The sequence below is a fragment of the Asticcacaulis sp. AC460 genome (assembly GCF_000495795.1).
GTDB lineage: Bacteria > Pseudomonadota > Alphaproteobacteria > Caulobacterales > Caulobacteraceae > Asticcacaulis.
Genome location: NZ_AWGD01000011.1, coordinates 182297 through 203497 on the forward strand (window position 1 = coordinate 182297; position 21201 = coordinate 203497).

9 protein-coding genes are annotated in these 21201 nt (G+C 62.5%); 4 read left to right on the forward strand and 5 right to left on the reverse strand.

Translation table 11 applies throughout. The features are described 5' to 3' along the window. The first annotated feature begins 125 nt into the window (after positions 1-125). From ABAC460_RS32080 to ABAC460_RS32095, 4 genes are read left to right on the forward strand one after another with little or no spacing between them, the layout of a single operon-like run. Positions 126-2828 carry a class I SAM-dependent DNA methyltransferase gene (locus ABAC460_RS32080; protein WP_023452742.1) on the forward strand — a complete coding sequence of 901 codons (2703 nt, stop codon included), beginning with the start codon at positions 126-128 and terminating at the stop codon, positions 2826-2828. Beyond that, complete coding sequence (locus ABAC460_RS32085; RefSeq protein ID WP_023452743.1) at positions 2829-4907, forward strand: DEAD/DEAH box helicase; 2079 nt, start codon at positions 2829-2831, stop codon at positions 4905-4907. Between the two features lie 2 nt (positions 4908-4909). After that, entirely contained in the window at positions 4910-6115 is a 1206-nt protein-coding gene (locus ABAC460_RS32090) for a GIY-YIG nuclease family protein (RefSeq protein ID WP_006273883.1), read from the forward strand. Positions 6116-6125: 10 nt separating this feature from the next. After that, the gene (locus tag ABAC460_RS32095; protein WP_023452744.1) at positions 6126-7037 is read left to right on the forward strand and encodes a DUF5655 domain-containing protein; all 912 of its coding nucleotides are present in this window, start codon (positions 6126-6128) and stop codon (positions 7035-7037) included. 103 nt (positions 7038-7140) lie between these two features. On the opposite strand, the gene ABAC460_RS32100 is transcribed toward ABAC460_RS32095, so the two are convergent. The 5 genes from ABAC460_RS32100 to ABAC460_RS32120 form a co-directional block, all read right to left on the reverse strand. After that, complete coding sequence (locus tag ABAC460_RS32100; RefSeq protein WP_023452745.1) at positions 7141-17763, reverse strand: beta strand repeat-containing protein; 10623 nt, start codon at positions 17761-17763, stop codon at positions 7141-7143. Positions 17764-18280: 517 nt separating this feature from the next. After that, complete coding sequence (locus ABAC460_RS32105; protein ID WP_023452746.1) at positions 18281-19480, reverse strand: glutathionylspermidine synthase family protein; 1200 nt, start codon at positions 19478-19480, stop codon at positions 18281-18283. 3 nt (positions 19481-19483) lie between these two features. Further along, a complete protein-coding gene (locus ABAC460_RS48195) occupies positions 19484-20035 on the reverse strand; it encodes a DUF1190 domain-containing protein (RefSeq protein ID WP_023452747.1) in 552 nt (183 codons plus the stop codon). Positions 20036-20044: 9 nt separating this feature from the next. After that, complete coding sequence (locus tag ABAC460_RS32115) at positions 20045-20467, reverse strand: DUF350 domain-containing protein (protein ID WP_023452748.1); 423 nt, start codon at positions 20465-20467, stop codon at positions 20045-20047. 61 nt (positions 20468-20528) lie between these two features. Then, on the reverse strand, positions 20529-20906 hold the full coding sequence (locus ABAC460_RS32120; protein WP_023452749.1) for an endonuclease domain-containing protein: 378 nt from the start codon (positions 20904-20906) through the stop codon (positions 20529-20531). Positions 20907-21201 lie beyond the last annotated feature (295 nt).

Sequence of the window (21201 nt, forward strand, 5' to 3'; positions counted from 1 at the left end):
TGCGGCTTCATCCATTCAATGCTAGTGAGGCCAGGGAAACACCAGACCCTTTTGAGTTGCCGCCCTTGCCGGTATCCGCATGACGTGCAAATGTCCGGGGAAACTCAGGGGCTTACGGGCGAATCATGAATCCCACCGAAATTGCCGATGCGCTGGACGTCATCGCCAAAGCGCCGTTCGACGCCGCTGAATTCGGCTATGCCTTCGCCGACGCCACCGACAATGCCCGCGCGACCATCGCCAAGCTTAAATCCGGCGCCACCAACAAATCCGACCTGTCGGGTGGCGTCCTGCTCAACCGCAAATTCCACTACGCCCCAGCCCTGGCCGGCGACACGGCGCAAACCCTCGATGCCCTTCGCGCCAGCAAGAAGACCGCCTCGGCCAAACCGGCCATCCTGATCGCCACAGATGGCCAGATGATCGCCGCCGAACACCCCAAATCCGGCGACACCCTGCATTGTCCCTTCAACGAACTGGGTATGCATTTCGCCTTCTTCCTGCCGGCGGCGGGCAAGGACCGCTATCAGGCCGCCGAGGAAAACCCGGTCGATGTCAAGGCCTCGGGCAAGCTGGCCAAGCTCTACGACGCCCTGATGCGCGCCAATCCCGACTGGAAGCAGGCCGAACGCCGCCACGACATGAACCTGTTCATGACGCGGCTGATCTTCTGCCTGTTCTCAGAAGACGTCGGCATCTTCACCCAGCATCAGTTCTCCCACGCCGTCTTTTCCTATGGCGGCAACAAGGGTGAGCACGCCCACGACACCATCGTCTCGGCCTTTGCCGCGATGAACCGGCCCAAGGGCGAACGCAGCGACCTGCCGGCCTGGACGGCGAACTTCGAATACGTCAATGGCGGGCTGTTTACCGGCACGATCGATGCGCCGGATTTCGATCCGGTCGCCTTCCGCTATCTGCGCGATTGCTGCGACCTCGACTGGAAACTGATCAATCCCGACATTTTCGGCTCGATGATCCAGTCGATCGCCGACCCCGACGCCCGGTCGGAACTGGGCATGCACTATACCTCCGTGCCCAATATCATGAAGGTGCTGGGGCCACTGTTCTTGGACGATCTCGACGCCGCCATCGACAAGGCCTGGGACAAGGTGTCGGCCCTGCGCGCGCAACTGACCCGGCTGTCGAAGATCCGGGTGTTCGATCCGGCCTGCGGTTCGGGCAACTTCCTAGTCGTCGCCTATCGTGAACTGCGCGAACGCGAAATCCGCTTGTTGAAGCGGCTGGGTGAACTGGAGGCCAACCCGCAGAACGTCATGTGGTCGTCGGTCAGCCTGGGCCAGTTCCATGGCATCGAAATCACCGACTTCGCCGCTGAAACCGCCAAGCTGGCGCTGTTTATCGCGGAATATCAGGCCAATGCGCGCTTTGCCGATGTCTTTGGCCGGATGCCGGCCCTGCTGCCGCTGCGGGACGGTGGGCATATCCTGACGGACAATTCTTTGCGTGTGGACTGGGAGGTGGCCTGTGCTCCGCCAGTGGACGACGAAGAGGTCTATATAGCTGGTAATCCGCCTTTTCTCGGCAAAGCTCAGCAAGACAACGAACAAAAAGCTGATATGGATTATGTTTTCGGCGGACATACTAAAGCCTACCGGGCATTTGACTTGGTAGCAGCATGGTATTTTAAGGCATCTCTATATGTCCGCAACTGCTCTGCTCGGGTCGCTTTTGTGGCGACTAACTCCATTTGCCAAGGCGCTTCGGCTTCGTCATTCTGGCCGGAAATTCTTCACGGAGGAATTGAAATCGGGTTTGCTCACCGGTCGTTCAAGTGGAGCAATAATGCCGCGTCGAACGCAGCGGTCATTTGCGTCATCGTCGGCTTGCGCAACAAATGTTCTGAGCGGAAGCGCATCTTTGAACAGGGCATTGAAGCCGAGGTTGGGAACATAAATACCTACCTTATCGACGGCCCCACAATTTCAATCTCGGCAACCAGCAAGCCTATAAACGGGCTGCCGGAAATGACCTTTGGAGAAATGCCTCGCGATGGTGGGCATTTAATTCTCAATGCCGAAGAGCGCGCTTCTCTCGTAATGAACTATCCGGAAGTATCAAAGATCGTAAAAAAGTTTTGGGGTTCTGAAGAGGTGGTTAACGGTCTCGAGCGTTATTGTCTTTGGATTGATGAACGCAGTGACGATGGCACATTCGATGCACTTCAACTGGCTTCAGATATTCCTCCTGTAAGAGATCGCATTGAAAGAGTTTCTGCCAACAGGCGCATGAGCCCGAACAAATCAACAAGTGAATTTGCGGATCGTGGGTTTCGATTTGTAGAACGTCGTAGTCCCAAGAAATATAAAAGCGCGATACTTATTCCAAGTGTCACGTCCGAACGTCGTCCATACCTGCCAGTAGACAGGGTAGCTAGCGATGTCATTTCGTCTAATCTGAACCAGGTACTATACGATGCGCCCGACTGGTGCATCGCCCTGATTGCATCCCGCCTCCATCTGGTGTGGATCGCGACCGTTTGCGGAAAGCTGAAATCGGACTTCCGTTATTCCAACACACTTGGTTGGAATACCTTTCCCGTTCCCAAGTTCACCCCTGACCAGTTGGATCAGCTTACGGCCTCGGCGCGGCGCATCCTGAAAACCCGCTATCAGCACTATCCCAAGACCATCGCCGATCTGTACGATCCCGACGATATGCCCGACGACCTGCGTCAGGCGCACCGCGACAACGACGATCTGCTGGAAACCATGTATATTGGCCGGCCGTTCCGCAACGACACCGAACGGCTGGAAAAGCTGTTCAAGCTCTATGCCGCCAAGGTGGCCACCAAGGGGGGCAAGTAGATGGTCGAGATGGTCAAGGTCGCCTATGGGCAGTCGGGTGCGTCCAAGACGACCAACGCCCTGGGCCAGCGGCCTATGCAGGCGCGGGCCTATGCCGCGCGCGGTGCCCAGTGCCTGTTGTTGAAAGCGCCGCCCGCCGCCGGCAAGAGCCGCGCCCTGATGTTCATCGCGCTCGACAAGATGCACCACCAGGGCCTGGGCAAAACGATTGTCTGCGTGCCGGAAACCTCGATCGGCGCCTCATTTCGCTCGACGCCCCTCTCCAAAGACGGCTTCGACCACGATTGGGTGGTCGAAGACCGCTGGAACCTGTGCCTGTCGGGCGTGGAAGACGCCCCGACCTCCCAGAAGGTCAGGGCTTTCACCGAGTTCCTCACCTCGGACGCCCGTGTCCTGGTCTGTACCCACGCCACCTTCCGCTTCGGCTTCGACGCCGTCGAACAGGCGCGCGGGATCGAAGCCTTCGACGACATCTTCCTGGCCATCGACGAATTCCACCATGTCTCCGCCGCTGACAACAACCGGCTGGGCGAGATTCTGCGCCGCATCGTCCGCCGCGAAAAGTCGCACGTCATGGCCATGACCGGGTCGTATTTTCGCGGTGACGCCGTCCCGGTGCTGCGGCCGGAGGACGAGGAACGCTTCACCATCGTCACCTATTCCTATTACGAACAGCTCGACGGCTACGAATTCCTCAAATCCTTGGGGGTCAATTACAGCTTCTATCGCGGCCAGTATATCAACGGCCTGCCCGAAGTGCTGGACACCCGGCTGAAGACCATCATTCACATCCCCCATCGTGGCTCGGCCGAAGCCTTCGGCGACAAGTATGACGAGGTCGGCCGGATCATCGACCTGATCGGCGAGCACAAGGGACGCGACCCGGACACCGGCTTCGACCAGGTCGAAACCGCCGATGGCCGGGTGTTGCGCATTGCCGACCTGGTCGATGACGGCCCCGGCCGCGATATCGTCAAGGCGGCCTTGTCGCGCGAAATCCGTGGACCCGATGGCCGTCGCGACGATGCCGGCGACCGCGCCAAGGTCGATATCATCATCGCCCTGGGCATGGCCAAGGAGGGCTTCGATTGGGTGTGGTGCGAACACGCCCTGACCATCGGCTATCGCGCCTCATTGACCGAAATCATCCAGATCATCGGCCGCGCCACCCGCGACGCGCCGGGTAAGCCGCGCGCCCTGTTCACCAACCTGGTCGCCGAACCCGGCGTCGAAACCGGCGCGGTCACCGATGCCGTCAATGACATGCTGAAGGCCATTTCCGGCTCGCTGCTGATGGAACAGGTGCTGGCCCCCAACTTCCGCTTCTACCGTCGTGAGGATGGCGATATCCGCGAACCGATCAGCGTCGACGGCCAGGGCCAGGTCACCATAGGCATTCGCGGCCTGATGGAGCCGCCGACCGAGCGTGCCCGCGACATCTGCGAAAAGGACATGAACGACCTGGTCGCCAGCGCCTGTCAGGCCATGGATGCCCGCGTCCTGGCGCCCGACACCGCGCCGGAAGTGGCGACCCAGATGATGCTGACCGACATCATCGAACGGCGCTATGACAATCTGAGCGCCGATGAAACCGAAGCCATCCGCCAGGACCTGGCGGCGCGGATGAACATCCTGACCCTGGCGCGCCGCGAAGCCGCCACCGGATTTTCAGAAAGCGCCAGTGGCGTTTTCGAAGGCCCGCCACCGTCCGATGGCGATGACGAACCGGCGGGTGCGCCCAATACCCTGTTCGACCTGGTGCGGAGGTTCATCAATGTCCGCGAACTGGATATCGACCTGATCGACAGCGTCAATGCGTTCCGCGAACGCTTCGAAGTTGCGTCGAAGTCGCTGGATTCCTCGCTGCTGGCCCACGTCCAGACCGCCATGGTCGCCATGCGAGTCCAGATGACGGAGGAGGAGGCGCGCACCCTGTGGGTCCGCATCAAGCGTTTCCGGGCGCAGGAAGGCCGCGAGCCCAATGTCCACGCCTCCGACCCGATGGAAAAGCGCATGGCTGAGGCCCTGGCCTGGCTCAAGAACCGCAAGGCGCAGATGATGCGCGACGGGGCGGGCTGACCGTGCCGCGCCCGACCCTGGAAGACATCTTCGCCGAACCGGATGAATTCGGCTTGCTGAATGTAACCTTGCGTGCGGCTTCGTCGCGTCCGTCGGCGGATGGCGGTGCGGCCATTATGCGCGATGTGACGGGCTTTTTTCAGCGCACGGGCCGCCTGCCCGATGCGGACGCCGACGACCACGAAGAAATGCGCCTGGGGACCATCTGGTCTCGTATGTCGGCGACGGCGTCCGAAGCCATGCGCAACGAAGATCATCTCGGCCTGCTGACCCGGTCGGTGCAAAAGCGCGAACCGTCGTGGCGGGACGATCCGGACGGGGACGAGATTCCCGATAGCCTGGACGACATTCTGGGCGATGACGAATTTGGCATAGACGATGATGTTTTTTCGCTGCGCCACGTCACGCCGTCGGCGGAGCGTCTGGTCCCCGACCATCGCGCCGAGTTCACGCCGTGCCGTGATTTTGCGAACTTCCAGGCTTTGTTCGACGATATGCAGGCCGCGCTGGATGCCGGCGATCGCGTGGCGACCCGCATCGAGAAGCGTGCGATCATCGAGCCTTTGGAAGGTGATTTCTTTATCCGCAACGGCCTGTTGGCCTATATCGCCGAAAAGGGCGAGATGACCATGCGTGGCGGTGCCCGCGACCATCGGCTGCGGGTGATCTTTTCCAATGGCACCGAGAGCGACCCGCTGATGTCATCGTTCCGCAAGTCTTTGAACGACGACAAGACCGCGCGCGTGGTGCAAAGGCCGGGTATGGGGCCGCTCGACCCGGAATTCGACGCCGACCGGCTGGACCTGACGGGGACCATCTATGTTGCGCGAACGCTTTCAACGGACCCGGCACTGGCCGCCGACCGCGCCATCCTGCACAAGATCGGCGTGACCTCCCAGGACGTCAGCCGTCGCGTGGCGGATGCCCGTAACGATCCGACCTTCCTTCTGGCGCCGGTTGAGGTCGTTGCGACGTTTGAACTGAAGAACCTGTCGCGCGCCAAGGTCGAAGCGCTGCTGCACCGGTTTTTCATGGCCGCCCGTCCGGCGCAGCTGTTTATCACCGACCGCTTCGGCAAAAAGATACGGCCGCAGGAATGGTTCTATGTGTTGCCTGACCATGTCAGCCAGGCGGCAGCATTGATCCGGGACGGTCAGTTGCACCTGTACCGCTATGACGTGAGCCAGCAGAAGATTGTTCTCAAATGACGAGGTTGGATTGAGCGACATCAAACTCTTCAAGCTGGCCAACAGCGGCGTTCAGGAACTGAGCGGCACGACCGACACGATCGAAAAATCGGTTCAGGTGCTTTTCGAGCGCCATCTCGAAGCCTTGCTCGGCGTTCGCTTCCTGGCGACGGAATTCGTCACCACGAATGGTGGGCGGATGGACACCCTTGGGCTGGATGAAAATGGCTGCCCGGTGATCATCGAATACAAGCGCGCGATGAACGAAAATGTCATCAACCAGGGTCTGTTCTATCTCGACTGGCTTATGGATCACCGCAAGGATTTCCAGTGGCTGGTCATGGAAAAGCTGGGCAAGGCCGTGGCGGACAGCGTCGACTGGTCGGCGCCATGCCTGATCTGCGTGGCAGGTGACTTCAACCGCTATGACGACCACGCGGTGCGCCAGATTCAGCGCAATATCCGGCTCATCAAGTATCGCCGATTTGGTGAGGACCTGTTGCTTCTGGATCAAGTGACCTCGACTTCCGTCAAGAAGCCGGTCGCCCTCCCCGGCACAGTCGAGGTGTCGCCATCGGGCACACGGTACAAGACCATATCTGCGGTCATCGAAGAGCTGGATGCCGGCATGATCGACCGCCTGGAAGCGGTAAGAGCCACGCTCTGCGCCTTGGGGGACGACGTTCAGGAAACGATGCTTCGCTTCTACATTGCCTTCAAGCGCATCAAGAATTTTGCCTGTGTCGAGGTGCGGCCGCGTGAGGGAAGGATTCTCATATTCCTGAAAATCGATCCCGTCACCGTGCAACTCGAACCCGGGTTCAGCCGCGATGTTTCGAAGATCGGTCACTATGGCACCGGTGACCTCGAAGTCACCTTGTCACGGCCCGAAGACCTCGAAAAAGCGCTGTCGCTGATTCAGCGCAGCTATGACGGCGCATGATCCTGGCACGTATCTTGAAATAGTACAGATACAAAAAGGGCCTCCGTCCCGGTTCGGAACGAAGGCCCAAAGGATCGACTTTTCAGGAGCTTAGCCCAAAAACCTAGCCAAGCACGAAGCCGTTGATGTCATAGGTCCAGGGGGTCGTGCCGCTGCTCTGAAGGACAGCGATCATGGTGGCGCCGGCGCTGAAATCACCGTCGGCATCCCAGTACAGAGCCCCGACGTCCTTCTGGTAGACAAAGGCGCCCTTACCGCCGTTTGACAGAGACGTCGCCAGCATCGCATCATAGTCGTTGACGCTGGTGATGTTGGTTCCCGCGATCAGCGAGGTGCCGCCGATGTCGAACTCATTGGCCGTGTAGGTGCCCAGGCCGACCACGTCCAGCGCGATCTTGTCGGCGCCCGAAGCGCGGAAGTTCTTCACCGTCATCAGGGCGGTGACATCGTCCAGGACCGCCGTGTCGACGCCCGTGCCGCAGTAATAGGTGTCGCCGCCGCCGCCGCCAAAGAAGGTGATCGCACCCGTGCCCGTATGGGTCACCGTGTCGATGCCGGAACCACCCGTCACCGTTTCGACATTGGCCACCGACACGCCGTTCAGGACGCCCGACATGAGGGTCAGGCTGTCGGTACCGGCGCCCAGGTCGACCGTGCCAGCGGCAAGCGGCGTATCCAGGGTGATGATGTCGGCGCCGGCATTGCCGTTGATGGTCTCGGCGCCCGAGATGGTGCCGGTGTTGGCGAAGTTGCCCAGGTTCAGGATATCAATCCCGCCCTTCAGGTTGACCACCATGGTGTTGGTCAGCTGAGAGCCCAGGGTGATGTTGTCGACCAGCGAGCCGCCGTTGATGGTTTCGGTGTTCGACACCGTCGCCGAGTTGGCGAAGTTGCCGAGCGTCAGGCTGTCGGTGCCGCCGGCCAGGTTGAAGACGCCACCCGTAATGGCCGTAGCCAGGGTGATCACATCCGCCGCCGCGTTGCCGGTGATGGTCTCGACGTTGCTGACCGTACCCGTATTGGCCAGGTTGGCCAGGTTCAGGACGTCCGCGCCGGCCTTCAGATCCAGCGTCATGCCGGTCAGGGTGGTGGCCAGGGTGATGGTGTCGATGCCCGTGCCGCCGTTCAGGGTTTCGGCGTTTGAAACCGTCGCCGTGTTGGCGAAGTTACCGAAGGTCAGGCTGTCGGTGCCCGCCGCCAGGTCGATCGTAGCCGAGGCAACGGCCGCGCCGATGGTGATGGTTTCGTTGTTGGCCGCGCCGGTGATGGTTTCGACGTTCGACACCGTCGCCGAGTTGACGAAGTTGCCGAAGACCAGGGTGTCCGCACCGCCCGCCAGGTCGATCGTGCCCGCCGTGATGGCGGTGCCCAGCGTGATGGTATCGACACCCGCCGCGCCCGTGATGGTCTCGACATTGTTGATCGTACCGGTGTTGGCGAAATTGCCCAGGATGAGGACATCGAGGCCGCCGGCCAGGTTGATGCTGTCGGTATTGGCCAGGACGCTGCCCAGGGTGACGGTGTCGATGCCGGTGCCGCCCAGGAGGGTTTCGACGTCGGTGACGGTCAGGGTATTGGCGAAGTTGCCCAGGTTCAGGACGTCGTTGCCGGCGTTCAGGTCGACCGTACCGGCTGTGATGGCCGCGGCCAGGGTGATGGCGTCGACGGCCGCATTGCCGGTGATGACTTCGACGTTCGACATCGTGACCGTGTTGGCGAAGTTGCCCAGGATCAGGGTATCGACGCCGCCGTTCAGGTTGATCACCATGCCGGACGCGTCGGTGGCCAGGGTGATGGTGTCCGCCGCTGAACCACCGGTCAGGGTGTCGACGTTGGAGACCGTCGCCGAGTTGGCGAAAGCGCCAAGGATCAGAGTGTCGGTGCCCGAGACCAGGTCGATCGTGGCCGCCGTCAGCGCCGCACCGGTGGTGACGGTGTCGTTGCCGGTGCCACCGGTGATGGTTTCGACGTTGCTGACCGTGGCGCTGTTGGTGAAGTTGCCGAAGGTCAGGGCGTCGGTGCCGGCGGCCAGGTTGATCGTGCCCGCGGCAATGGCGGTCGCCAGGGTGATGTCGTCGGCCAGGGCATTGCCGGTGATGGTTTCGGTGTTCGAGACGGAACCGGTGTTGGCGAAGTTGCCCAGGTTCAGGATGTCCAGGCCGCCCGCCAGGTTGATGGCGTCGGTGTTGGCCAGGGCGCTGCCCAGGGTGACCGTGTCGATGCCGGCATTACCGGTGATGGTTTCGGCGTTCGAAACCGTCACGACGTTGGCGAAGTTGCCCAGGTTCAGGACGTCCGTGCCGGCGCCCAGGTTGATGGTAGTCGCCAGCAGGGCGGCACCGGTGGTGATGGTGTCGACTGCGGTGCCGCCGGTGACGGTTTCGACGTTGGAAACCGTGCCGGTGTTGGCGAAGTTGCCCAGGGTCAGGCTGTCGGCGCCGGTGCCCAGGTTGATCGTACCGCCCAGCGCGGTCAGCAGGGTGACGGCATCGACCAGGGTGCCGCCGGTGACGTTTTCGACATTGCTGAGGCTGCCGGTGTTGGCAAAGGCACCCAGGATCAAGGTGTCGGTGCCGGCGGCCAGATCGACCGTCATGGTATTGGCCAGGGCGGTGCCCAGGGTGATGGTTTCCGCGCCGGTATCGCCGGTGATGGTTTCGACATTACTGACGGTGGCCGAGTTGGTGCCTGCGGCAAAGGTCAGGACGTCGGTGCCACCGGCCAGGTTGATGACGCCCGCCGTGATCGTCGTGGCCAGGGTGATGTCGTCCGCCAGCGTGTTGCCGGTGATGGTTTCGACGTTGCTGACAGTGCCGACGTTCGCGAAGCTGCCCAGGTTCAGCACGTCCAGGCCGCCGGCCAGGTTGATCGTATCGGTATTGGCCAGGATCGTTCCGAGCGTGATGGTGTCAACCAGGGCATTGCCGGTGATGGTTTCGGCGCCGGAAACAGTGGCCGTGTTGGCGAAGTTGCCCAGGATCAGGGAGTCGGTGCCTGCGGCCAGGTTCACCGTACCGGTCAGGGCGGCGCCGATGGTGATGATGTCGGCGGCCGCGTTGCCGGTCAGGGCTTCGACGTTCGAAACCGTCAGGGTGTTGGCGAAGTTGCCGAGGGTCAGGCTGTCGGTGCCGGTGCCCAGGTTGATGGTCCCGGAGGTCATCTGGGTCGCGATGGTGATGGTGTCAGCCAGAGTACCGCCGGTGATGGTTTCGACGTTCGAAACCGTGGCCGAGTTGGCGAAGGCGCCCAGGATCAGGGCGTCGGTGCCGGCAGCCAGATCAATCGTGCCGGCCGTGATGGCGGTGCCGAGCGTGATGGTGTCAGCGCCGGTATTGCCGGTGATGGTTTCGGTATTTGAAACCGTGGCGCTGTTGGTACCCGCCGCGAAGGTCAGGACGTCGGTGCCGCCGGCCAGGTTGATCGTGCCGGCCGTGACGGCGGTCAGCAGGGTGATGTCGTCGGCCAGGGTGTTGCCGGTGATGGTTTCGACATTGCTGACCGAACCGGTGTTGGCGAAGGCGCCCAGGTTCAGGACGTCGAGGCCGCCGGCCAGGTTGATGGTGTCGGTATTGGCCAGCGCCGTGCCCAGGGTGACCGTGTCGACCAGGGCGTTGCCGGTGATGGTTTCCGCACCCGAGACTGTCGCCGTATTGGCGAAGTTGCCCAGGGTCAGGCTGTCGGTGCCGCCGGCCAGGTTGACGGTGGCCGCGACCAGGGCGGCGCCGGTGGTGATGAGGTCGGCCGCGGCATTGCCGGTGATGGTTTCGACGTTGTTGACGGTGCCGGTATTGGCGAAGTTGCCCAGGTTCAGGACATCCAGGCCGGCGGCCAGGTCGATCGTGCCGGCCAGGGCGGTCAGCAGGGTGATGGTGTCGACGGCCGAACCGCCGGTGACGTTCTCGACATTGGTCAGGCTGCCGGTGTTGACCACGGCGGCCAGGACCAGGGTGTCGGTGCCGGCAGCCAGGTCGACCGTCATGCCGGTCAGGGTGGTGCCCAGCGTAATGGTGTCGGCGCCGGTGCCGCCGGTGACGGTTTCGGTGTTGGAGACCGTGGCGCTGTTGGTGCCGTTGGCGAAGGTCAGGGCGTCGGTGCCGGCCGCCAGGTTGTAGACGCCTGCGGTGACGGCTGTCAGCAAGGTCACGCTGTCGAGGCCGGTACCGCCAGTGACGGTTTCGACGTTCGACAGTTGGGCGAAGTTGCTACCGTTCATCAGGTTGAGTACGTCGACGCCGCCACCCAGGTTGATGGTATCGGTATTGGCGACGTTCCAGGCCATGGTGACCGTATCGATGCCGGTACCGCCGTTGATGGTTTCGGCGTAGCTGACGGTGACCGTGTTGGCGAAGTTGCCCAGGTTCAGGACGTTGACACCGCCGCCCAGATTGACCGTGCCGGCCGTGATGACGGTGGCCAGGGTGACGACGTCGGCCAGGAAATTGCCGGTGATGACCTCGGCATTGCTGATCGTCACCGTGTTGGCGAAGGCGCCCAGATTCAGGGTATCGGTGCCGCCGGCCAGATTGATCGTCATCCCCGTGGCGTCGGTGGCCAGGGTGATGGTGTCGTTGGCCGAACCACCGGTCAGGGTGTCGACGTTGGAGACCGTCGCCGAGTTGGCGAAGGCGCCGAGCGTCAGGCTGTCGGCGCCCGAAACCAGGTCGATCGTGCCCGCTGTAATGATAGCGCCCAGGGTGACGGTGTCGGCACCGGTGCCGCCGGTGATGGTTTCGACGTTGCTGACGGTGGCGGAGTTGGTGCCGTTGGCGAAGGTCAGGGCATCGGTGCCGGCCGCCAGGTTGATGGTTCCCGCCGTCACAGCCGTGACCAGGGTGATGGTGTCGGCACCGGTGCCGCCGGTGATGGTTTCGACATTGCTGATCGAGCCGGTGTTGGCGAAGTTGCCCAAATTCAGGACGTCGAGGCCGCCGGCCAGGTTGATGACGTCGGTATTGTTCAGCACTGTGCCCAGGGTGATGGTGTCGATCCCGGCATTGCCGGTGATGGTTTCGGTGTTCGACACCGTGGCGCTGTTGGCGAAATTGCCCAGGATCAGGGCGTCGGTGCCGGCCAGCAGGTTGATAGTGCCACCGGTCAGGATGGTGGTGATGGTGATGCTGTCGGCGCCGGCATTACCGGTGATGGTTTCGGTATTGTTGATGGTGCAGGTGTTGGTCGTATTGGCCAGGGTGATCGCGTCGACGCCGGTGCCCAGGTTGACCGTGGCGCTCATGGCCGAGGTCAGGGTGATGGTGTCGTTCAGCGTACCGCCGGTCAGGCTTTCAATGCCTTGAAGCGTGCCGGTGTTGGTGAAGTTACCCAGGATCAGCGTGTCGTTGCCGTTGTCCAGGTTGACCGTCATGGTGTTGGTCAGGGCCGAACCCAGGGTGACGGTATCCGCGCCGCCGCTGTTCTGACCGAGGATGGTTTCGGCATTGGAGATGGTCACCGAGTTGGTGAAGTCACCCAGCGTGATGCTGTCGGTGCCGCCGCCCAGGTCGATTGTACCCGCCGTGATAGCCGTCAGCAGGGTGATGTCGTCAGCCAGGGCGTTGCCAATGATGGTTTCGACATTGCTCAGGCTGCCGGTATTGGCGAAGTTGCCCAGGTTCAGCCGGTCGATACCGGCGGCCAGGTTGATGGTGTCGGTGTTGCTGAGCACGGTGCCCAGCGTAATGGTATCGGCATTGGCATTGCCGGTGATGGTTTCTGCGTTCGAAACCGTCGCGGTATTGGCGAAGGCGCCCAGGAGCAGGGTATCGGTACCGCCGGCCAGGTTGACCGTGCCCGTCAGGGCGGCGGCGATGGTGACGACGTCGGCCGCGGCGTTACCGACCAGGGCTTCGACGTTCGAAACCGTACCCGTGTTGGCGGTGTTGGCCAGGTTCAGGGTATCGGTGCCGGTACCCAGATCGACCGTGCCCAGGGCCGTGGCAAGGGTGATGGTGTCGGCGGCCGTGCCGCCGGTGATGGTATCAGCGTTGGAAACCGTCGCCGAGTTAGCGAAGGCGCCGAAGGTCACGCTGTCGGTACCCGAAACCAGGTCGATGACACCGGCCGTCATGGCTGCGCCAATGGTGATGGCATCGTTGCCGGTGCCGCCGGTGATGGTTTCCACGTTCGAAACTGTGGCCGTGTTGGTACCGTTGGCGAAGGTCAGGGCGTCGGTGCCGCCCGCCAGGTTGATAGTGCCCGCGGTAATAGCGGTGACCAGGGTGATGTCGTCGGCCAGGGTGTTGCCGGTGATGGTTTCGACGTTTGACACCGAACCGGTATTGGCGAAGGCGCCCAGGTTCAGGACGTCGAGGCCACCGTTCAGGTTGATGGTGTCGGTATTGGACAGCACCGTGCCCAGGGTGATGGTGTCGACGCCAGCATTGCCGGTGATGGATTCGGTGTTCGAAACCGTGGCGGTGTTGGCGAAGTTGCCCAGGGTCAGGCTGTCGGTGCCGCCGGCCAGGTTGACCGTGCCGGTCAGGGCCGCGCCGATGGTGATGAGGTCGGCCGCCGCGTTGCCGGTCAGGGTTTCGGTGTTGGACACGGTGCCGGTATTGGCGAAGTTGCCCAGTGTCAGGCTGTCGGTGCCGGCGCCCAGGTCGATCGTGCCGGCCAGGGCGGTGGCCAGGGTCAGGGTGTCGGCCGCGCTGCCGCCGGTGATGTTTTCGACATTGGTGACCGAGCCGGTATTGGCGACGGCGGCCAGGATCAGGGTGTCGGTGCCGGCCGCCAGGTCGATGGTGACGCCGGTCAGAGTGCTGCCCAGCGTTATGGTGTCAGCACCGGTGCCGCCGGTGATGGTTTCGGTGTTGGACACTGTGGCGCTGTTGGCGCCGTTGGCCAGGGTCAGGCTGTCGGCGCCCGCCGCCAGGTCCACAACGCCGGCGGTGACCGCCGTGGCCAATGTGATGGTGTCGGCACCGGCCGCACCGGTGACGGATTCGACGTTGCTCAGCGTACCGGTATTGGTGAAGTTGCCAAGCGTCAGGGCATCGATGCCGCCGGCCAGGTTGATGCTGTCGGTGTTGCTCAGGACCGAGCCCAGGACAACCGTGTCGACACCGGCATTGCCGAGGAGGGTTTCGACATCGGTGACGGTCAGGGTATTGGCAAAGTTGCCCAGGTTCAGGACATCGTTGCCGCCATTCAGGTCGACATTGCCGGCCGTGATGATGGTGGCGAGCGTAATGGCGTCGACGGCCGCGTTACCGGTGACGACTTCGACGTTCGACAGGGTGACCGTGTTGGCGAAGTTGCCCAGGATCAGGGTGTCGGTGCCGCCATTCAGGTTGATATTCATACCCGAGGCATCGGTCGCGACGGTGATGGTGTCGTTGGCCGAACCGCCGACCAGGGTGTCGACGTTGGAGATGGTCGCCGAGTTGACGAAGGCGCCCAGGGTCAGGCTGTCGGCGCCCGAAACCAGGTCGATCGTGCCGCCCGTGATGATAGCACCCAGGGTAATGGTGTCGGCGCCGGTGTTGCCGGTGATGGTTTCGACGTTCGAAACCGTCGCGCTGTTGGTGCCGGCGGCGAAGGTGAGCAGGTCGGTACCGGCCGCCAGGTTGATCGTACCGGCGGTGATGGCCGTGGCCAGGGTAATGTCGTCGGCCAGGGCGTTGCCGGTGATCGATTCGACGTTGGAAACCGTGCCGGTATTGGCGAAGTTGCCCAGGTTCAGCACGTCCAGGCCACCGTTCAGGTTGATGGCGTCTGTATTGGCCAGGGCACTGCCCAGGGTGATGGTGTCGACGGCAGCATTGCCGGTGATGGTTTCCGCGCCGGTCACGGTGGCCGTGTTGGCGAAGTTGCCCAGGAGCAGGCTGTCGGTGCCGGCGCCCAGGTTGATCGTGCCGGTCAGGGCGGCGCCGACCGTGATGAGGTCGGCGGCGGTGCCGCCGGTCAGGGTTTCGATGTTCGAAACCGTGCCGGTATTGGCGAAGTTGCCCAGCGTCAGGCTGTCGGTGCCGGTGCCCAGATTGACCGTGCCGGCCAGGGCCGTCAGCAGGGTGATGTTGTCGACCAGGGTGCCGCCGGTGACGTTTTCGACGTTCGACAGGCTGCCGGTATTGGCGAAGGCGCCCAGGGTCAGGTTGTCGGTTCCGGCCGCCAGATCCACCGTCATGGTGTTGGCCAGGGCCGTGCCCAGGGTGATGGTTTCCGCGCCGGTGCCGCCGGTGATGGTTTCGACGTTCGAAACCGTAGCGCTGTTGGTGCCGTTGGCGAAGGTCAGGACGTCGGTACCGGCCGCCAGGTTGAAGGTGCCGGCCGTAACGGCGGCGCCCAGGGTGATGTCGTCGGCCAGGGCGTTGCCGGTGATGGTTTCGGCATTCGACACCGTACCCGTATTGGCGAAATTGCCCAGGTTCAGGACGTCCAGGCCGCCGGCCAGGTTGATGGTGTCGGTATTGGCCAGAGCCGTACCCAGGGTGATGGTATCGACCAGGGCATTGCCGGTGATGGTTTCAGCGCCAGAAACGGTGGCGGTGTTGGCGAAGTTGCCCAAGCTCAGGCTGTCGGTGCCGCCGGCCAGGTTGACCGTGCCGGTGAGGGCGGCGCCGATGGTGATGAGGTCGGCCGCCGCGTTGCCGGTCAGGGTTTCGACGTTCGAAACCGTCAGGGTGTTGGCGAAGTTGCCCAGGGTCAGGGCATCGGTGCCGGTGCCCAGGTCGATCGTCCCCGAGGTCATCTGGGTCGCCACGGTGATAGTGTCGGCCAGGGTGCCACCGGTGACGGTATCGACGTTGGAGAGGGTGGCCGAGTTGACGAAGGCGCCAAACGTCACACTGTCGGTACCCGAAACCAGGTCGATGATACCGGCCGTCATGATGGCGCCGATGGTGATGGCGTCGTTGCCGGTCCCGCCGGTGATGGTCTCGACGTTCGAGACCGTGGCCGAGTTGGTGCCGTTGGCGAAGGTCAGGGCGTCGGTGCCGGCGGCCAGGTTGAAAGTGCCTGCCGAAACGGCGGTGCCCAGGGTGATGGTGTCGGCCAGGGCGTTGCCGGTGATGGTTTCGGTGTTCGAGATGGTACCGGTATTGGCGAAGTTGCCCAGGTTCAGGACGTCGAGGCCGCCGGCCAGGTTCACGGAGTCGGTGTTGGCCAGGACGCTGCCCAGGGTGACGGTGTCGACACCGGCATTGCCGAGGAGGGTTTCGACGTCGGTGACCGTCAGGGTGTTGGCGAAGTTGCCCAGGTTCAGCACGTCGGTGCCGCCGTTCAGGTCGACCGTGCCGGCCGCGATCGCCGCGCCCAGGGTGATGATGTCGGCGGCGGCGTTACCAGTGATGACTTCGGCGTTCGATACGGTAACGGTGTTGGCGAAGTTACCCAGGATCAGGGTGTCGGTGCCGGTGCCCAGGTTGATGGCCATGCCGGACGCGTCGGTGGCGACCGTAACAGTGTCGGCCGCGGTGCCGCCGTTCAGGGTATCGACGTTGGAGATCGTCACCGAGTTGGCGAAGTTGCCGAGCGTCAGGCTGTCGGTGCCTGAGACCAGGTCGATCGTGCCGGCCGTGATGGCCGCGCCCAGGGTGATGGTGTCGGCGCCGGTGCCGCCGGTGATGGTTTCGACGTTCGAAACCGTGGCGCTGTTGGTTCCGTTGGCAAAGGTCAGGGCGTCGGTGCCGGCCGCCAGGTTGATGGTGCCCGCCGCGACGGCGGTGGCCAGGGTAATGGTGTCGGCCAGGGCGTTGCCGGTGATGGTCTCGGTGTTCGAGATGGTGCCGGTATTGGCGAAGTTGCCCAGGTTCAGGACGTCGAGGCCGCCGGCCAGGTCCATGGTGTCGGTATTGGCCAGGGCGCTGCCCAGCGTGATGGTGTCCACGCCGGCATTGCCGGTGATGGTCTCCGCGCCCGTCACGGTAGCCGTGTTGGCGAAGTTGCCCAGGGTCAGGCTGTCGGTGCCGGCCCCCAGGTTGACCGTGCCGGTCAGGGCGGCGGCGACGGTGATGAGGTCGGCGGCGGTGCCGCCGGTGATGGTTTCGATGTTCGAAACCGTGCCGGTGTTGGCGAAGTTGCCCAGCGTCAGGCTGTCGGCGCCGGTGCCCAGATTGACCGCGCCGGCCAGGGCGGTCAGCAGCGTGATGGCGTCGTTGGCGGTGCCGCCGGCGATATTTTCGACATTGGACAGGCTGCCGGTGTTGGCGACATTGGCCAGGGTCAGGTTGTCGGTGCCGGCCGCCAGGTCGACCGTCATGCCGGTCAGGGTGGTGCCCAGCGTGATGGTGTCGGCGGCGGTACCACCGGTCAGGGTTTCGACGTTCGAAACGGTGGCGCTGTTGACGAAGTTGCCCAGCGTCAGGGCGTCCGTGCCGGCGGCCAGGTTGACGACACCGCCGGTCAGGATGGTTGAGAAGGTGATGGTGTCGGCATTGGTGCCGCCTGTCAGGGTCTCGACATTGGCGATGCTGGCGGTGTTGACGACATTGGCCAGGTTAAGGGTGTCGGAACCGCCCGCCAGGTCCAGCGTCATGCCGGTCAGGGTGGTGAGGAGCGTGATGATGTCGGCGCCCGAACCACCGGTGAGCGTCTCGACGTTCGAGACCGTCACGACGTTACCGCCCGCGGCCAGCGTCAGGGCATCTGTGCCGGCGCCCATATCCACGACAGCGGCCGTAAGGGGCCCGGTGACGGTGACGATGTCATTCCCCGTACCCGAGATAAGGCTGTCGAAATAGGTGATGGAGAGGGTGAGGTCGTTGTTGCCGTAGACCAGATTGACAGCCATGGTAATGCCCCTTTACGAACACATTACGCCGTCCTGTGAGTGTGTCTTTCCGCCTGAAAATAGCGCCTGCACACGCACGGATGCGTAAGTCGAGATGACTTGGATTGAGGCGCCGTCCGCGATCTGCGGGAATTATGACTATTGATTCCGAGTCCGCCCCGAATGGAACAGGCTTTTTGCCAATGAGCGTTTAACTCCCCAGCTCTCTTCTAGAGCCTATTGCTAAGTAATTTACAGAAATCGCTTGAACAAAGTGTTAATCGCCGAATCTCTAAAAAAGCGACTGTAAACACCTGTGGCGAACATTGTAATTTAATATGAAAAACAACGCGTTATAAATAATTAACTCAACCGTTTAACGTGTGAAAAACTTAATTTTTCAACTTCTGAATGTCCTGATAACCATTTCAGAAGGGCAGCTTGTTAACATTGTTGCGGCGCAACAAAAAGTATAACCGGCAAGTCTTGCCGACTATATTTAAGACTAGGCAAATTTTGCCGATCTATACTGAAAATATCAATCCACCGCAAAATAATGCGGTACAAAGCGCGCCCGGTCGTCGGTGATGGCGCCGTCGCTTTCGCGAATCCCCATGCCCCTGGCCTCGCCCCCGATCACCCAGCTGCCGATCAGGGCGTGGACGTGCGACGCCCCCAATCCCGCGGTAAACAGGGTGGCCAGGTCCTGATAGACGAAATCGTTGTCGCCATAGGTGCCGGAGGTGCGCTCGGTTGCCATGGCCTGCCCCTTACGGAAGATGGTCACGTTCTGGCCTTCGCGTCCCAGGGCCGGCTTGCGGACGAAGCCCTCGGACCCGCCACGCTCCATCTTCGCCCGCAAAGGACGTTCGCTGCGGTGGGTTTCCAGCAGGTAGGGGCTGTCGGGGAACATCTGCCACATCTTCACCAGCAGCAGCTTGTTGGCCATCAACATCTTCCAGGCCGGCTCGAACAGCCGGATGCGTCCCCCAAGCACGGCGTCGGCCAGCAGCGGGCCGTAGGAATCGGCCAGCAGCCAGTCCCAGGGATAGAGCTTGAACAACAGCCGGATCGGCTGGTCGTCCTGGTCGAGGAACAGGCCGCCGTCCTGGGAGGTGTGGCCGATGGCGGAGATCGGCACGAACTTGACCTCAATGCCGGCCTCGCGCGCCACGCTTTCGATATAGGCGACCGTGCCGGTGTCCTCGTCGTGCGGAAAGACGCAGGAGACGTGCAGGAAAGCGCCGTGCTCGTCGCGCCATTGTTTCATGCGTGCGACGAAGGCCGCGTGCAGGTCGTTGAACTGCCCGGTCGCGTCCTTGCCGAAGACATCGGTCAGCCACGACCATTGCACCACCGCCGCCTCCAGCAGGCTGGTCGGGGTGTCGGCATTGTATTCCAGCATCTTCGGCGCGCCGTTGCCGTCCCAGGCGAAGTCGATGCGGCCGTAGATGTCGCGCTCGTCATTTCGCCAGCTATGTTCGATCAGGGCGATGGCGTTGGGGCTATAGCCCCATTGCGCCAGTTCTCCGCCCCCGATCAGGGCGCCCGCCGCCGCCACGGCCATGTCGTGGCAGGCCTGGGTGGCGTCATGGATCTCGTCGATTTCGGCCTCGCTGAAGCGATAGGCCACGCCTTCGTGCCAGTAGGTGATGCCGTGGGCGGTGTGCCACAGCATGCCTTCCGCCTCGACCCGCTTCTGCCAGTCCGGGCGCGGGCCGCGCGTCTCGCGTTCCATGACCTATCCGCCACCGCCGTGGAAGCCCGAAGATCCGCCGAATCCGCCGCGCGACTTCGCGCTGTAGGACGGACGGCTGCTCTCCCGAGCGCGGCCACCGGAATAGACGGGGGCACTGGTATATCCATCGTTGCGCCGGCGCCGATAGGTATCGAGGTCGGCGCCGTTCATGGCACGGGCCAGCATGAAGCCGGTCAGGGCCGGCACGAACCAGCTACCACCGCCACGGCTTTCGCAATGTCCGGCGCCGTATTCGGCTTCGCACTGTTCCTTGCGGCTGAACTGGTGCTGGCCCTGGACGGCGGCGGCCTCGGCCATGGCTTCGTCGCAGATGCGGTCGTCGGTCTGGGCCGCCTTGCATTCGTCGAGCGACTTATAGACGATGGCGTCGTTATTGCCGTTGTCCCAGCCGGCTTGGCTGGGCGCGGGATTGCCGCAGCCGCCCAGCATGGCCACGGCCGAGGTGGTGCAGGCCAGCAGGGCCAGCCAGCGCGCCCGGCGGCGTTTCATTTCGCCCATATGGCGTGTGCGGTAGGCGCGGGTGGAGTTGGTCATCGTGCGGTCTCAGTACGACAGGGCTGCGGCGTTGAGCATGCCGACGACCAGGCTGAAGCCGGACAGCAGGAGGGCCGAGGCGATGCAGGGCTTTTCGTCGCCGCGCGCCGTCAGGCGGCCATAGGTGGTCTTCCAGAAGGTACGGATGACCAGGTGCGTGGCGACCTGGGAGACGATGCCGATCCCGCCCCACAGAACCAGTTCGAGGGGGTTGAAGGTCGAGTGCCCGACCGACTGGATCGGCAGGGCCAGGGCGATGGCGACGGCCATGAAGTTGATGGCGACGGCGGTATTGCCGTTACGGATTTCGTCAAATTCCTTGATCGGGGTGACCAGTTCGTAGAGGAACAGGCCGACGCCCCAGACCAGGAGGCCTGCGCCGAAAAACAGGAAATAGTCCGGCAGGTTGGCCAGGGTATCCAGGTTGAGCATGGCGTCCCTCCTCTATCTTTCGACATCAACCATAATCCGCGTGGGAAGTAAATTAAGCTCGTCAATCCGGCTTGCGAGCGGTTATCCGCTTGGCCGCCAATTCAAGAACATCTTCCGCTGCCGTATCTGGATCGATCATGACATCGGCTCCGTTTAGCCGGAAGACCATCATGCCCTGTGCTTCCAGCCAGGCTGTACTCACCTCGTCCCGACGGGCCTTGTCGTCTTCGGTGTGAACACTGCCATCCACTTCGACGACCAGCGACGCCGCGGTACAATAGAAGTCGACAATATAGGGACCGATGGGATGCTGGCGACGGAAATGGATACCCTGTGGATTGCCCCTTAACCTGAGCCACAACCGGGTTTCGGAGGGTGTGAGAGTCCGCCGGAACCTGCGCGCCAGTTCGTACTTCAGACGATGCCGGGTTGTGTCCATGTTGAGAAGATAGCTTCAAATTCAACCTTGGGAAGCGCAAAATTTTCAGAACCCCTCACCTCCGAAGACGCAAACTCCCTCCTCTCCACGATGCCTGCCGGCGAGGCTGGGGAGGTGCCGGCGAAGCCGGCGGAGGGGTATAGGCGGGTGCGGCTTGCACTCTGTTTCAAGCCTTGCTCAACCCTGTAAGAGAAGAAGTATAAATAAATTAACCCCTTAAAAGACCTTCACCTCTGATAGCTAGATACCCCTCCGTCGGCTTCGCCGACACCTCCCCACTTCGTGGAGAGGAGGG